The organism is Pseudomonas plecoglossicida NBRC 103162 = DSM 15088 (genome assembly GCF_000730665.1).
GTDB classification, from domain to species: domain Bacteria; phylum Pseudomonadota; class Gammaproteobacteria; order Pseudomonadales; family Pseudomonadaceae; genus Aquipseudomonas; species Aquipseudomonas plecoglossicida.
This window is the reverse complement of record NZ_BBIV01000043.1, coordinates 1-14,330: the sequence shown is the minus strand read 5'-3', so window position 1 is coordinate 14,330 and position 14,330 is coordinate 1. Positions and strand designations below refer to the sequence as shown.

10 protein-coding genes and 3 pseudogenes are annotated in these 14,330 nt (G+C 64.7%); 5 read left to right on the top strand and 8 right to left on the bottom strand.

The window, feature by feature from the left end:
* Window positions 1-9: 9 nt before the first annotated feature.
* From PPL01S_RS20120 to PPL01S_RS25875, 5 genes and pseudogenes are all read right to left on the bottom strand, one after another.
* Entirely contained in the window at window positions 10-756 is a 747-nt protein-coding gene (locus tag PPL01S_RS20120; RefSeq protein ID WP_016394888.1) for an SDR family oxidoreductase, read from the bottom strand.
* Window positions 757-931: 175 nt separating this feature from the next.
* Entirely contained in the window at window positions 932-2,467 is a 1,536-nt protein-coding gene (locus PPL01S_RS20115) for a DHA2 family efflux MFS transporter permease subunit (RefSeq protein ID WP_016394889.1), read from the bottom strand.
* Complete coding sequence (locus PPL01S_RS20110; protein WP_016394890.1) at window positions 2,464-3,657, bottom strand: HlyD family secretion protein; 1,194 nt, start codon at window positions 3,655-3,657, stop codon at window positions 2,464-2,466. Before PPL01S_RS20110 ends, PPL01S_RS20115 begins: the two co-directional genes overlap by 4 nt.
* A 31-nt stretch (window positions 3,658-3,688) precedes the next feature.
* Window positions 3,689-4,162 carry a MarR family winged helix-turn-helix transcriptional regulator gene (locus tag PPL01S_RS20105; protein WP_016394891.1) on the bottom strand — a complete coding sequence of 158 codons (474 nt, stop codon included), beginning with the start codon at window positions 4,160-4,162 and terminating at the stop codon, window positions 3,689-3,691.
* A 130-nt stretch (window positions 4,163-4,292) separates the two neighbouring features.
* A pseudogene (locus PPL01S_RS25875) lies at window positions 4,293-4,382 on the bottom strand (DNA-binding response regulator); the annotation flags it as partial.
* On the opposite strand from PPL01S_RS25875, the pseudogene PPL01S_RS20100 reads away from it, so the two are divergent.
* Both PPL01S_RS20100 and PPL01S_RS20095 read left to right on the top strand, forming a co-directional pair.
* Window positions 4,375-6,119 (top strand): annotated as a pseudogene (locus PPL01S_RS20100) (acyl-CoA dehydrogenase C-terminal domain-containing protein). The pseudogenes PPL01S_RS25875 and PPL01S_RS20100 sit on opposite strands and share 8 nt — an antisense overlap.
* Window positions 6,120-6,348: 229 nt before the next feature.
* Window positions 6,349-7,356 (top strand): FecR family protein, encoded by a 1,008-nt coding sequence (locus PPL01S_RS20095; RefSeq protein WP_028625962.1) that lies wholly within the window; start codon window positions 6,349-6,351, stop codon window positions 7,354-7,356.
* Between the two features lie 4 nt (window positions 7,357-7,360).
* On the opposite strand, the gene PPL01S_RS20090 is transcribed toward PPL01S_RS20095, so the two are convergent.
* Window positions 7,361-8,680, bottom strand: coding sequence for a Na+/H+ antiporter family protein (locus PPL01S_RS20090; RefSeq protein WP_016391076.1), 1,320 nt, complete (start codon window positions 8,678-8,680; stop codon window positions 7,361-7,363).
* Window positions 8,681-8,900: 220 nt separating this feature from the next.
* Here PPL01S_RS20090 and PPL01S_RS26075 point away from each other — a divergent pair.
* Window positions 8,901-10,234 (top strand): annotated as a pseudogene (locus PPL01S_RS26075) (methyl-accepting chemotaxis protein).
* On the opposite strand, the gene PPL01S_RS25225 reads toward PPL01S_RS26075, so the two are convergent.
* Both PPL01S_RS25225 and PPL01S_RS25220 read right to left on the bottom strand, forming a co-directional pair.
* Window positions 10,231-10,674, bottom strand: coding sequence for a S8 family serine peptidase (locus PPL01S_RS25225; RefSeq protein ID WP_016391075.1), 444 nt, complete (start codon window positions 10,672-10,674; stop codon window positions 10,231-10,233). The pseudogene PPL01S_RS26075 and the gene PPL01S_RS25225 overlap by 4 nt on opposite strands.
* A gap of 181 nt (window positions 10,675-10,855) precedes the next feature.
* Window positions 10,856-11,335 (bottom strand): hypothetical protein, encoded by a 480-nt coding sequence (locus PPL01S_RS25220; RefSeq protein ID WP_016391074.1) that lies wholly within the window; start codon window positions 11,333-11,335, stop codon window positions 10,856-10,858.
* Window positions 11,336-11,490: 155 nt separating this feature from the next.
* On the opposite strand from PPL01S_RS25220, the gene PPL01S_RS20070 reads away from it, so the two are divergent.
* Together PPL01S_RS20070 and PPL01S_RS20065 are read left to right on the top strand one after the other, a co-directional pair.
* A complete protein-coding gene (locus PPL01S_RS20070) occupies window positions 11,491-12,507 on the top strand; it encodes an ABC transporter substrate-binding protein (protein WP_016391073.1) in 1,017 nt (338 codons plus the stop codon).
* Between the two features lie 269 nt (window positions 12,508-12,776).
* Window positions 12,777-14,330: T6SS effector BTH_I2691 family protein (locus tag PPL01S_RS20065; protein WP_042156549.1), on the top strand; the 1,554-nt coding region annotated here is incomplete at its 3' end.

Sequence of the window (14,330 nt, the reverse complement as noted above, 5' to 3'; positions counted from 1 at the left end):
CGGGCAGCCTCAGCGCCCGCCACCCAGGTCGATGAAGCTGCCGGTGGAATAGGATGCCTTCTCCGACAACAGCCAGAGAATCGCCTCGGCCACTTCTTCCGGCTGGCCACCACGCCCCATGGGCAGGCCGGCTTCCAGCTTGCTCACCCGATCCGGGTCACCGGACAGGGCATGGAAACCGGTATGTATGTAGCCAGGGCGCACACCATTGACCCGCACGCCCTCGCCCGCGACTTCCTTGGCAAGGCCCAGGGTGAAGGTGTCCAGCGCCCCCTTCGAGGCGGCGTAATCGACATACTCGTTGGGTGAACCCAGGCGCGCGGCGACCGACGACACGTTGACGATCGCACCGCCCTGGCCGCCATGCCGGCGGGCCATGCGCAGCAAGGCGTGCTTGGCGCACAGCATCGGGCCGACCACGTTGGTCTTCATCACCTTGAGCAGGCGGAACTCGGACATTTCCTCGACCCGACTCTGCTGGCCGATGGTGCCCGCGTTGTTGACCAGCGCGGTGACCGGGCCAAGCTGCTGGTCGACGCGGTGGAACAGTTGGATCACCTCGTCCTCGACGCTGGCGTCGGCGCGCACGCTGATGGCCTCGGCGCCCAGTGCGCGCACCTGGGCCAGCAGGCTTTCGGCAGCCTGGTCATCGGCGAGGTAGTTGATGCAGATGCGGTAACCCTGATGGGCGGCCAGCAAGGCGGTGGCGGCGCCTATGCCGCGGCTGGCGCCGGTGATGACGATGACTTTCTCCATGGAACTGCCGATCGCTTGGGAAGGGAGCATCGACAATAGGGGAAAAGTTGATGCAGGGAAATAGATCGGATCGGGGCGGATGGTGGCCTGGTTTGGGAGCTAGGGTGGAGCGCAGAACGAGCGCCGCCCGCGCGGCGCTCGTTTTCTGCACCACCCCAACTCCCCAGGCGAACCCTCAATGCCCCGCCGACGCCGGCCCCGCCTTGGCGGTGAATGGTGGCCGAGCGAACCAGACCAACAGGATCAGCCCTGCGAACAGCCAGGTCATCAGGGTGAAATACTCCACCGTCGACATCATGTAGGCCTGCCGGTTGAGCATCTGCTCCAGCTGCGCGTAGCTCTGCAGGCTGGCGCCGCCCAATTGCTCCAGGGTGTGCCGGGTCGCCGGCTCGTATTCACTGATGTGTTCGCTCAGGTAGGCATGGTGCTGGTCGGCCCGGCGAATCCAGATCCACGTGGTCAGCGACGCGGCAAAACTCCCGCCCAGGGTGCGCAGGAACGTCGCCAGCCCGGAACCGTCGGCGATCTGCTGCGGCGGCAGGTCCGACAGCAGAATGCTCAAGGTCGGCATGAAGAACAGCGCCACGCCAATGCCCATGAACAACTGCACCAGGGCGATGTGCTGGAAATCCACCTCAGTGGTGAAACCGGCCCGCAGGTAGCAGCTACCACCGATCGCCAAAAACGCCAGCCCTGCGAGCACTCGCAAGTCGAAGCGGTGTGCGTACTTGCCCACGAATGGCGACATCAGCACGGGCAGCAGGCCGATCGGTGCGACCGCCAGCCCTGCCCAGGTCGCGGTGTAGCCCATCTGCGTCTGCAGCCATTGCGGCAGCATCAGGTTGATACCGAAGAACCCCGCGTAGCCGCCCACCAGCACCAAGGTGCCGATGCGGAAATTGCGGTGTACGAACAATCTCAGGTTGACCACCGGGTGACGGTCGGTGAGTTCCCAGATGATGAAGATGGCCAGGAACACCACCGAGACCAGGCTGCCGACGATGATGAACGACGACTCGAACCAGTCCAGGTCATTGCCCTTGTCGAGCACCACCTGCAACGCGCCGACGCCGACGATCAAGGTCAGAAGGCCGATGTAGTCCATCGGCTGGCGGCTGGTGACCACTGGCCGGCTGCGCATCTGCTGGCGAACCACGGCGGCGGCGAACAGGCCGATGGGCACGTTGATGAAGAAAATCCACGGCCAGCTGTAGCTGTCAGTTATCCAGCCGCCGAGGATCGGCCCGGCAATCGGCGCCACCACCGTGACCATCGCCAGCAACGCCAGGGCCATGCCCCGCTTGGCCGGCGGATAGACGGCAATCAGCAAGGTCTGGGTCATCGGGTACAGCGGCCCGGCCACTACCCCCTGCAGCACCCGAAAGCCCACCAGCTCCGGCATCGACTGGGCGATCCCGCAGAGAAACGACGCCAGCACGAACAGCAAGGTGGCCCAGATGAACAGCTTGACCTCACCGAAGCGGCGGCTGAGCCAGCCGGTCAGTGGCAAGGCGATGGCGTTGCTCACCGCGAACGAGGTGATGACCCAGGTACCTTGCTCGTAGCTCACCCCCAGGTTGCCGGAAATGGTCGGCAGCGCCACGTTGGCGATGGTGGTGTCGAGCACCTGCATGAAGGTCGCCAGCGACAGGCCGATGGTGGTCAGCACCAGGCTCGGCGGGGTGAACTGGGCCGAGGCGTTGCCGCTCATCGCTGGGCCGTCTTGCCGGAGGCACTGTTCTCGTGGATCAACCGGCTGATCAGGTCGTCGGCCTCGACCAGCTGGCGGTCATACACCTGGGTGGTGTAGCTGGCCTGCTGCGGCGGTTGCTGGGCCAGGGTCGGGCCGCTCTGGTCATGCAGGTCGACCTCGACCACCGTCGACAGGCCGATACGCAACGGATGATCCTTCAGCTGGTCGGGGCTCAGGTGAATGCGCACCGGCACGCGCTGGACGATCTTGATCCAGTTGCCGGTGGCATTCTGTGCAGGCAGCAGGGCGAAGGCGCTGCCGGTACCGGCACCCAGGCTGTCGACCGTGCCGCTGTACTTGATTTCGCCGCCATACAGGTCAGCGCTGATGTCCACCGGCTGGCCGATGCGCATGTTGCGCAGCTGGGTTTCCTTGAAGTTGGCATCGATCCACACTTCGTCCAGCGGGATCACCGCCATGGTCGCGGTGCCCGGCTGCAGGCGCTGGCCGAGTTGCACGGTGCGCTTGGCGACGTAGCCGGTCACGGGCGCCACCAGGGTGGTGCGGGCATGATCGAGGTAGGCCTGGCGCAGGTCGGCGGCAGCGGCCATGACCTCGGGGTGCGAGGAAACTACGGTGTCGTCCACCAGCGCGGTGCTGGTGTTGAGCTGCTGGCGGGCGCTGTTGACGGCGGCCTGGGCCACGGTCAGGTCATCGCGGGAATGAGCGATTTCTTCGGCGGCGATGGCGCCGCTGTCGGCCAGCACCTTGCGCCGGTTGTAGTTCTGCTGGGCTTTCTGCAGTTCGGCCTGGCGGGTCTGCAACTGAGCCTTGAGCGAATCGACGTTGCTGTACAGGCCACGCACCTGGCGCACGCTGCGTGCCAGCTTGGCTTCGGCGGACTGTAGGGCGACTTCGCTGTCGGCCGGATCGAATTGAAGCAGTACCTGGCCTGCGTGCACCAGGTCGCCGTCATCGGCGCCGATGCTGGTGACGGTGCCGGTGACCTGCGGGGTGATCTCCACCACGTTGCCGTTGACATAGGCATCGTCGGTGCTCTCGTGCCAACGCCCGATCAGGCTGTACCAGGCCCAGGTGCCCAGGCCTGCGAGCAGCACCAGCAGCAGCAAGCCGAGCAGCCAGACCTTGCGTTTGCGCGACGGTTGCGGCGCGTCGGGGGGAGTTGAAGTGTCTGCGGGAGTGGCCATGGGCATTACCTTGGGAAGAGCGTAACGGGATTCAACGATCGCCGAAGCGGCGTATCGTCAGGGGGTCGCCGACACCGATCAGGACCTTGGCCAACAAACCTTCGAGGGTCTTCAGTTCATCGGGTTGGAGCACGCCGACCAGTTCGTTCATCGCCGCCGCGCCGATCTCCGGCAAACGGTCGGCCAGGCGCTGGCCGTCGGCGGTCAGTGCCAGGCGCACCTGGCGGCGGTCATCGGCGCAGCGGTTGCGCAGGATCAGGCCCTTCTGCTCGAGGCGGTCGAGCATGCGGGTCATCGAACCGCTGTCCAGGCCCAGGTAGCGGCACAACTCGGCCGGGGTATCGACCTGGTACTGGGTGGCGATGATCAGCACCTTGAACTGCGCGGCGGTAACGCCCTCTGACTCGAGGTGCCAGTCGAGAATGCGGTCCTTGAGGATCGCCGCGCGGCCCAACAGCATGCCGATGGCGCAGGTCTGGAAGTTTTCCGGGGTGAAGTGGGACATCGGCATGCTCTCGGCAATTGTTTAAAAATATTACTGCCTAGGCAGTGAATGTCAAAGCTTTGATTAGGTAGCTATGTAAAATTTCATGGATCGGGGTATTTCGCGGCCTATCGAGACTCCTGTGGGAGAACTAACGTTTCAGCGCCTCGATCACACCACAGGCAATCGCCATACCCACCAGCTCCGCCAGACTTTCCGCCTGCAGCCGCTTCATCACGCGCTTCATCCTCCATGACGTGCTCCAGGGCCCTGCCATGTGGGCACGTCTGGCTGCCCTGGCCGAGCGTGTGGATGCACAAACCGCCGACGCCATCCTCGAAGAGGCCGCCAAGGTCACCGCCCAACTGATCGCCCCGCTCAGCCGCAACGGCGATGAACAGGGCGTGCACTTCGACGCAAGCGCTGTCACGACCCCGGACGGCTTCCGCGAAGCCTGGCGCACCTACCGCGAAGGCGGCTGGGTGGGCCTGGGTGGGCAACCCCGCGTTTGGCGGCATGGGCATGCCGAAGATGCTCGGCGTGCTGTTCGAGGAGATGCTCTACGCCGCCGACTGCAGCTTCAGCCTCTATTCGGCGCTGAGCGCCGGCCGCTGCCTGGCGATCGATGCCCATGCCAGCGAATCGCTCAAGGCCACCTACCTGCCCGCCCTGTACGAGGGCCGCTGGGCCGGCACCATGTGCCTGACCGAACCCCACGCCGGAACTGACCTGGGCCTGATCCGCACCCGCGCCGAACCTCAGGCCGATGGCAGCTTCCACATCAGCGGCAGCAAGATCTTCATCACTGGCGGCGAGCAGGACCTGACCGAGAACATCGTTCATCTGGTCCTCGCCAAGCTGCCCGATGCACCCGCCGGTGCCAAGGGCATCTCGCTGTTCCTGGTACCCAAGTTCAGGGTGGCTGCCGACGGCAGCCTGGGGCCGCGCAACGCCGTGCACTGTGGTTCGATCGAGCACAAGATGGGCATCAAGGCCTCGGCCACCTGCGTGATGAACTTCGACGGCGCCACCGGTTACCTGGTGGGTGAAGGCAACAAGGGCCTGGCGGCGATGTTCACCATGATGAACTACGAGCGTCTGTCCATCGGCATCCAGGGCATCGGCTGCGCCGAGGCCTCGTACCAGAGCGCCGCACGTTATGCCAACGAACGCCTGCAGAGCCGCGCGGCGGTGGGCCCACAGGCGCAGGACAAGGGCGCCGACCCGATCATCCACCACGGTGACGTGCGCCGCATGCTGCTGACCATGCGCGCCCTCACCGAGGGCGGCCGCGCCTTTGCCGCCTACGTCGGCCAGCAACTGGACCTGTCGCGCTATGCCGAGGATACCGGTGAGCGCGAGCATGCCCAGCGGCTGGTGGCGCTGCTCACCCCGGTGGCCAAGGCGTTCTTCACCGACAATGGCCTGGAAAGCTGCGTGCTCGGCCAGCAAGTGTTCGGCGGCCATGGCTACATCCGCGAATGGGGCCAGGAGCAGCGCGTGCGTGATGTGCGCATTGCGCAGATCTACGAAGGCACCAATGGCATCCAGGCCCTCGACCTGCTGGGCCGCAAGGTGCTGGCCGACGGCGGCCAGGGCCTGGCCAGCTTCGCGGCCGAAGTGCGCCCCTTCTGCGTCAGCGCACCGCTGCACCGTGACGCCTTGCAGGCCAGCCTGGTGCGCCTGGTAGCCACCAGTGAGTGGCTGAGTGCGCAGGTGCGCGAGGATGCGAACCTGATCAGCAGCGTGGCAGTGGAGTACCTGCACCTGTTTCGGCCTGACGGCGTACGCCTACATGTGGGCACGCATGGCGGCGGCGGCCCTGGCCAGGCACGACGAAGATCCGACGTTCCACGGCGCCAAGCTGGCCACAACCGAGTTCTACTTCCAGCGTGTGCTGCCTCGCGGCCTGGCACTGGAAGCGAGCATTCGCGCTGGCAGTGCGAGCCTCTATCGCATGGCGCCCGAACAGTTCTGATACCCTCATCGCCGGCAAGCCGGCGCCCACAAGGGCGTTTTGCATCTGGGCCTTTTGTGGGAGCCGGCTTGCCGGCGATGAGGCCAGTGCATCCACCGCGAAAAGTTCTCAAACGCAGGCGTTCCATTGCGCACCGACGAAATATCTACATAACTGATAGTCATTCGCCATTAGCTCGGTTCTCGGGAGCCCCTCGGCGGGGGTAGAATGCGCAAAACCCGGAGCCGCAATGAACCAAGACCGCCTCGATCCCAGCCCAGACGATGCCATTACCGACGCCGCCGCGCACTGGTGCATGCGTCTGCACGCCGACGATTGCACGGCGGTCGAGCGCGAAGCGTTCACCCGCTGGCTGGCCGCCGACCCGCGCCACGCCGACGAGTACCAGGCCATGCTGGAGATCTGGCAGACCGCCGAGCTGCTGCCGCGCTCCGCCACGGTCATCGACCTTGATCCGCCTGCACGGCGCGCACCTGAGCGACGCAACTGGCGCCCGCTGGCGTCGGCCGCGGCGCTTGCCCTGCTCGCCTTGCCCCTGGCGGGTTGGACAGGTTGGGAGCAAGGCTGGCTTCCCAACCGTTACCAGCACTTCAGCGCCACCGACCGCACCCGCAACGTGCAGCTGAGTGACGGCAGCACGGTCGAGCTCAACCTCAACAGCGAACTGACGTACTTCAATTACAAGGATCGGCGCCAGGTCACCCTCAAGCGTGGCGAGGCCTTCTTCAAGGTTCAGCACGACAGTGCTCACCCCTTCATCGTGCGTGCCGGACATGGCCAGACGCGCGTGACGGGCACCCAGTTCAACGTGTGGAAGTACCAGGACCAGGTCAAGGTCACCCTGGTGCAGGGCTCGGTGCTGGTCAGCAGCAATGGCAGCCCTGACGGCTACCGTCTCGGCCCCGGCATGCAGGCCAGTTACCGCACCGGCGACTTCGAGCCGCACCTGGCCCAGAGCGAGGACTATGGCAACAGCCTGGCCTGGCGCAGCGGCAAGCTGATGCTAGACAACCTCAGCCTGGAGCAGGCGCTGCCGGTCATCAACCGCTACCTCGAGACACCGCTGCTGCTGGCCGATGCCAGGACCGGGCAGATTCGCATCAGCGGCATCTACAACACCCGCGAGGTCGGGCGGCTGGTGGACAACCTGCCCAAGGTCCTGCCGGTCTACCTGACCCGCAGCAAGGACGGCAGCACCGTGCTCAACGGTATCTCGCCGCCGCCCCACAAGGGCTGAAGCCCTACAGCGTCATCGCCGCCAACCAGCCAAAGGCCAGCAATGGCAGGTTGTAGTGCAGGAAGGTCGGCACCACGGTATCCCAGATGTGGTGGTGCTGGCCGTCCACGTTCAGCCCCGAGGTCGGCCCCAGGGTCGAGTCCGATGCTGGCGAACCCGCATCGCCCAGGGCGCCGGCCGTACCGACGATGCACACGGTGGCCAGCGGGTCGAAGCCCAGCTGCACGCACAAGGGCACGAAGATCGCCGCCAGGATCGGCACCGTCGAGAACGACGAACCGATACCCATGGTCACCAGCAGCCCCACCAGCAACATCAGCAAGGCGCCGATGCCCTTGCTGTGGTCGATCCACTGCGCCGACGCCTCCACCAGGCTATTGACCTCCCCCGTCGCTTTCATCACGTCAGCGAAGCCGGACGCGGCGATCATGATGAAGCCGATCATGGCCATCATCTTCATGCCTTCGGTGAACAGATCGTCGGTGTCTTTCCAGCGCACGATGCCCGACAGCGAGAAGATCAGGAAGCCGACCATGGCGCCGATGATCATCGAGTCGAGCCATAGCTGGACGATGAACGCCGAGGCGATCGCCAGCCCCGCCACCAGCAGGGTCAACGGGTTGTACTGGACGCTGACCTGTTCGACCTGCTCGATGCGCGCCAGGTCGTAGTCGCGCTTCTTGCGGTAGCTGACGAACACCGCCAGCAGCAGGCCGACCAGCATGCCCGCTGCCGGAATGGCCATGGCATGGGTGACGTTGACCCCGCTCACGTCGACCCCGGCGCGGGCGACGTTGGCCAGCAGGATCTCGTTGAGGAAGATGTTGCCGAAGCCCACCGGCAGGAACATGTACGGGGTGATCAGGCCGAAGGTGATCACGCAGGCGATCAGCCGTCGATCGATGCGCAGGCGGGTCAGCACGTACAAGAGCGGCGGCACCAGCAGCGGGATGAAGGCGATGTGGATGGGCAGGATATTCTGCGACGACACCGCCACCACCAGCATCAGGCCGATCAACAGCCATTTGACCCGGCCGCCATTGGCGTGGCCCTGGCGGTCGATCATGCTCAGGGCACGGTCGGCCAGGGCATGGGCCAGGCCGGACTTGGCGATGGCCACGGCAAAGGCGCCGAGCAAGGCATACGACAACGCCACCGTGGCACCGCCGCCCAGGCCGCCGTTGAAGGCCTTGAGCGTGCCTTCGATACCCAGGCCGCCGACCAGGCCGCCGACCAGCGCGCCGATGATCAGCGCGATCACCACATGCACCCGGGACAGACTGAGTATCAGCATGATGCCGACAGCGGCAATCACAGCATTCATGGTTTGGTTTACCTCGTGGCCACAGACAAAAACCGCGCACTCTGCAGCAGTGGGGGGCGGATGTCAAAAGTGCCATGGTACGGCGTGTTACGCCGTGCGGCGAATTTAAATTGAACGTTTGAATAAAGAAAATCGGAGGGGGGTCGATATAGCGGGAGTGCGCGGGCCTTTGCGACAACTGTCCATCCAATGGAAGATCACCCTGCTCGCCGGTCTCTGCCTGGCCAGCATCGTCACCCTGCTCGTCGGCCTCTCCCTTTACCGCATGAGCCACAGCTCGGCGCTGGTCAAGGCCAGCAGCATGCAGATGCTGGGCGAGGCGGCTCAGGCGCGCATCGAATCGCAAGGTGAAGTCCAGGCCCTGAACATCCGTCGCCAGTTCATGGATGCCTACCAGTACGGCGCCGGCTTCGCCCGCCAGGTGCTGTTCCTGCGCGAGCAGGCGGACAAACGCTTCCTCGACGCCTTCGACCTGCGCGAGGACATGACCCGCCAGGTGCGCGCCGCACTTCAGGCCAACCCTGATCTGCTCGGCCTGTCGCTGGTGTTCGAAGCCAATGCCCTGGACAACAAGGACAGCCTGTTCGCCGGCAAGCCAGAGCTTGGCAGCAACGAGACCGGGCGTTTCGCGCTGTACTGGTCGCAACCGCGCGCCGGCCGGCTGACCGCCATGGCCCTGCCCGAGCACGACCTGGCCAACACCGAGACCGGCCCCAGCGGCCAGCCCGCCAACCAGTGCAGGCCGCCCGCGGCACTGCCGACCAGAGCTCGGCGATCGCCAGCGAAACCAGCGCCGGCATGGAACAGCAGTACCGCCAGGTCGACCAGGTGGCCACCGCCTCGCACGAAATGAGCGCCACTGCCCAGGATGTCGCCCGCAGTGCTGCACAAGCCGCACAGGCGGCGCGCGAGGCTGACCAAGCCACCCGCGAAGGGTTGACGGTAATCGACCACACCACCCAGCGCATCGACGCCCTGGCCGCCAACATGAGCCAGGCCATGACCGAAGTCGAGGGCCTGGCGCAGAACAGCGAGAAGATCGGCTCGGCGCTGGAAGTGATCCGTTCGATCGCGGAACAGACCAACCTGCTGGCGCTCAACGCTGCCATCGAAGCGGCGCGCGCCGGTGAAGCCGGCCGTGGTTTTGCCGTGGTCGCCGATGAAGTGCGCAACCTGGCCCGACGCACCCAGGAGTCGGTGGAAGAGACCCGTCAGGTGATCGAAGCCTTGCAGGCGGGTACCCGAGAGGTGGTCGGCGCCATGGACAACAGCCACCGCCAGGCCCAGGGCGGTGTGCAACAGGTCGGTCAGGCGGTTACCGCACTGCAACGCATCGGCCAGGCTGTCAGCGTGATCACCGACATGAACCTGCAGATCGCCTCGGCCGCCGAGGAGCAGAGCGCGGTGGCCGAGGAGATCAACAGCAACGTCGCTACCATCCGCGATGTCACCGAGTCGCTGTCAGGCCAGACCAACGAGTCGGCGCGGGTCAGCCAGTCGTTGAACAGCCTGGCCAACCAGCAACAGGCCTTGATGGATCAGTTCCGGGTCTAGCCCTGCAGGGCGCATTGGTCGCCGCAGAAGCCGTCGTCTGGCAAGTGGAAGCGCCCCGCCTGCAGGATGCGATCAAGCAGCATCAGGGCGCCTAGCACATTGGGCCGGGCGCCCATGGGCAGGCGGTCGTCATGGGGCAGCGTGGCATCCTGGTAGCCCGACTGCATCACCAGCAGGTGCATCTGGTTGGCGTTCAGGTACAGGTGGTGCTGCTCCATGGCATAGGACTGGATCAAGGCCAGTGCCCCGGTCACCATGGGCGTGGCGCTGGAGGTGCCGCCATAGTTGTTGGTGTAGTCGCGGTCATGGCCATCTTTGCCCTGAAGCGCGCCATAGCCCAAGGTGGCGACACTGTCCCCCCAGGCGTTGAGCATGCGGTAGCGATAGTTGTAGTTGGAGTACTGGTGAGGCTTGCCGTCCCAGGAATGGCAGGCACCCACCAGGATCGCATCAGCATCGCCATGGTCGTCGAAGTAGCGCCACTGTGAAAGGTGGCGAGTACCTGCAAGTGCTCATCGTCGCGCTCTTGCGCCTCCAGGAACGGCTGAGGCTCGATGGCTGCATCGAAGTCATGCCGTTCGGCCATGAACCGTGCATGGCCACCCGCCTTGAACACCAGAATCAGCGCGGGGTAACGCTGGGCCTCTGGCAACAGCGGAACCACGACTGAATTGTCCACGGCGCGCCTGTCGCGGAGGTGTCCGATGACAAGGGCACGCTGTCGAGGATACGCCGGGTCAGTTCAGCCTCGCTCACCTCGACCACCAGTGGGCCTTCGCGCAACACCCTATCAGCATCGTGCTCCAGGTCCAGCGTCATGATGTGGCTGTCGAGCAGGCTGACCTGGGGCGTGATCACGTACGTGCCCGCCTCTACCGTGCAGCTCAATGTGGCCGGACAACCATGGTCAGATACCTGGCCGCTCTGGGCTTGCGAAAGCACGGTGGCACCATCGAGGTGAATCACGGCGTCGGCTGATTGGCGCTCCAGCAGGTAATGGATCGACTTGACCTTGTGCAGATCGTCACCGATGCAGCGAATGTGGAATTTTCCGTCGAAGGTGAAGTTGCGGTAATACACGAATTGCAGATTCAGGCTCATCTCGTACTCCTGCCATCTCGGCTTGTGGAGGGCTGAGCCTTGCAGCCCGCCTCCACTACAACCAGACAGAAGCCGTTCCTGCCCGCCCAGGCGGGCGCCCTGAAGCCGTCGTCTACACTTGCCCGACACTTGCAACGACAACCCATGAGGTGCAGATGAAGAAAATTCCAACGCTGCTGGCCAGCCTGCTGCTCGCCGTGGGCCTGGCCAGTACCGACAGCGCCGCGTGCGCCGAGCAGCGGGCGCCTATCCACTTTGGCGCCATTAGTTGGGAAAGCGGCGCCCTGACCACTGAAATCCTGCGCCTGATCGTCGAGCGTGGTTACGGCTACCCCACCGACACCCTGCCCGGCAGCACCGTCAGCATGGAAGTGGCGTTGGCCCGCAATGATTTGCAAGTGATCGCCGAAGAATGGGCCGGGCGCAGCCCCGCCTGGGTCAAGGCCGAAGCGGCCGGCCAGGTGTTCGCGTTGGGCGACACCGTCAAGAATGCAGAAGAAGGCTGGTGGGTGCCGGCCTACGTGATCAATGGCGACCCTGCACGCGGCATCAAGGCATCAGCGCCCGAACTGAGCAGTGTCGACGACCTCAAGCGTTACCCCGAGGTTTTCAACGACCCCGAAGCCCCCGGCAAGGGACGCTTCCTCAACAGCCCGAGCGGCTGGACCTCGGAAATCGTCAATACCCAGAAACTCAAGGCCTACGGGCTGGATGGCCTGTACAACAACTTCCGCAGTGGCACAGGGGCGGCGCTGGATGCCGAAGTCGACTCGTCCATTCGCCGCGGCAAACCGGTGTTGTTCTATTACTGGAGCCCGACCCCGCTGATCGGCCGCCATGACCTGGTGCGGCTGCAGGAGCCGCCGTTCAATGCCGAGAACTGGGCCACCCTGCTCGATCCGAAGAACCCTGAACCAAAGGGCAGCCAGTCATTGCCAGCGAAATTGTCGATCGGGGTGTCCAAGGCGTTTCGCGACAGCTACCCGGACCTCGTGGCCGTGTTCGAGAAAGTCGACTTGCCTATCGGCCTGCTCAACAAGACCCTGGCACAGATGAGCGAGAAACGCCTGGCGCCCGACAAGGCCGCGCAAGCGTTCCTGCGCGACCATCCTGAAGTGTGGAAGGCTTGGCTGCCGGCCAATGTGGCCAGCAAAGTCGAGGCGAGCCTGTGATCGAGCTTTTTAAGTCGCCTTTTCCTACATCCTTTTCGGAAATTTAGAACTGCTTCGGGAACCACGTCCTCGTTAGTGTTCAGGCTTCAGTGTCCCCATGCCTGATCACAGATTCTACTCGCTGGCCAAGTGCCAACAGCCGGTAGACGAGGACCTCCCATGCATAACCGATCTTTTCCTCCCTTGTCGACAATGCGCAGGTCTGCTCGCGCACCGCTGCTCTGCTACGAGCCCCGCTTCCCGCGCGAGATCGAGGAGGCAGGCCGCGGATGAACAGTTGGCAAGCCATCTTCGACCAATGCGCGGAAAACCGCCGGCTGCTGGACACGGTGCTGAAGCCCGGTGCCGAAGTCACCTGCACCCGCACCTTCTCCTTCCTGCCCCTGCGCTACGGCGCCATGGGCGGCAGCGAGGCTCAGCGCCGGCTGCTGCCTCAGTTGCCCGCGCATCTGCGCAGGCCTTTTCAGGTCGGCCCGCTCGGCACGTCCGAATTCGCCTTGCGCCCCCTGCGCGAGGGCTTTCTGTACCTCCTTATCAAGCGCAAGGGCAGCGCCTATGCCTGGCATAGTCAGTACCGCGTCTCCGAACTCGGCACCCTCAACCTCATCGACGCCGACCAACCCTGGACGCCGCCTCCACCGCTCAGGATCGAGGCCGATGGCATCCAGGGGCTGACCTGGATGCTCAAGGTCAATGATGTGGACGGCATCGACGACCTGCGCTTTCTCTACAGCCCGGCACCGCTGACCCAGGGCAGCCGGGACAACTACCGGGGGCTGGCGCGCTACCGCGACAGCATGACCGCGGTGAATGTGGCGCTACTGGCCTCGGCGACACCCGCCCCCACGCCCAATGTGCTCACCCACGATGAGCTCGAGCTCATCGCCGACTTTGCCGCCGCCCGCCAGCCCGAGCTCGAACGCCAGCTCAAGGCCCAGGCATTTTCCACCTACCTGCCGCCCCAACAAGCGGTGTTTGCCGAAATGATGCCAGCGGCCGGACGCCAGACCCCACGCGGCGCCGCCATCGTCCTCGACGACGCGCTCGGCCTGGTCCAGGAACTCAATGCCTGGCGTAACGCCAGCAGCGCGCCGCTCGAGGCCTTCATGGCCCAGGAGGACGGTGAAAAGCTCAGCAATCAGCGCAAGTTCACCATCGCCTTCGCTATCGACAACATCCGCCAGCTGGTCGAGGATGAAGCCGAGCAAACCTACTACAAGCACCAGCAAGGCCTCGGGGTGCGCTACACCGATCCCGAGTACCAGGCGAGCAACCGCCACGTAGTCGCGCAGTCTTACCGCGGCTACCAGACCTTCCGCAATCCGGCGCACCAGCGCCAGGTGCAGGAAGCGGCCGCCAAGGCCAGCCGCGCCCAGAGCTGGGACAAATACGCCCCGTACCTCGACGAAGGCCTGCGTCAGGCCTTTCTCAGGCGCTATCGCGAGCATGTCGACAAGGCCGACGCCGCCAAGCAGGCACGGGCACCGGACCACCTGCGCTGGCTGCAGAGCGAGGCGCTGCTGGTCGCGCTCGAGGCGTTCGACCCCAACGACACCGAGCAGGCCCTGCTGTTCGAAGACCAGATGGGCAAGGCCCTCGTCGGCATGAATGCCACGGCGGCCGGCGAACAGTGGCTGGAACGCTGGCGTCAGGCGGTGGTCTCGCGGGAGAACCTGGTCTGGCGGTCACTGGCGCAAAACCAGCAGGACATCCAGGACGAAGTGGCCAGTCTGTTCAGTGATCAAGGTGCTTTGGCGTTTCTCGACCCCGAGGCCCTGCAGGGCCGGTTGAAGAAGTTGGCCGATCTGTACGACAAGAGCCAT

What these genes read in the sequence shown, in the direction of transcription:
- PPL01S_RS20095 (WP_028625962.1), top strand. Translation starts at nt 6,349, where the DNA reads ATGAACCAAGACCGCCTCGATCCCAGCCCAGACGATGCCATTACCGAC.
- PPL01S_RS20115 (WP_016394889.1), bottom strand. Translation starts at nt 2,467, where the DNA reads ATGAGCGGCAACGCCTCGGCCCAGTTCACCCCGCCGAGCCTGGTGCTG.
- PPL01S_RS25220 (WP_016391074.1), bottom strand. Translation starts at nt 11,335, where the DNA reads ATGAGCCTGAATCTGCAATTCGTGTATTACCGCAACTTCACCTTCGAC.
- PPL01S_RS20105 (WP_016394891.1), bottom strand. Translation starts at nt 4,162, where the DNA reads ATGTCCCACTTCACCCCGGAAAACTTCCAGACCTGCGCCATCGGCATG.
- PPL01S_RS20110 (WP_016394890.1), bottom strand. Translation starts at nt 3,657, where the DNA reads ATGGCCACTCCCGCAGACACTTCAACTCCCCCCGACGCGCCGCAACCG.
- PPL01S_RS20120 (WP_016394888.1), bottom strand. Translation starts at nt 756, where the DNA reads ATGGAGAAAGTCATCGTCATCACCGGCGCCAGCCGCGGCATAGGCGCC.
- PPL01S_RS20090 (WP_016391076.1), bottom strand. Translation starts at nt 8,680, where the DNA reads ATGAATGCTGTGATTGCCGCTGTCGGCATCATGCTGATACTCAGTCTG.
- PPL01S_RS20070 (WP_016391073.1), top strand. Translation starts at nt 11,491, where the DNA reads ATGAAGAAAATTCCAACGCTGCTGGCCAGCCTGCTGCTCGCCGTGGGC.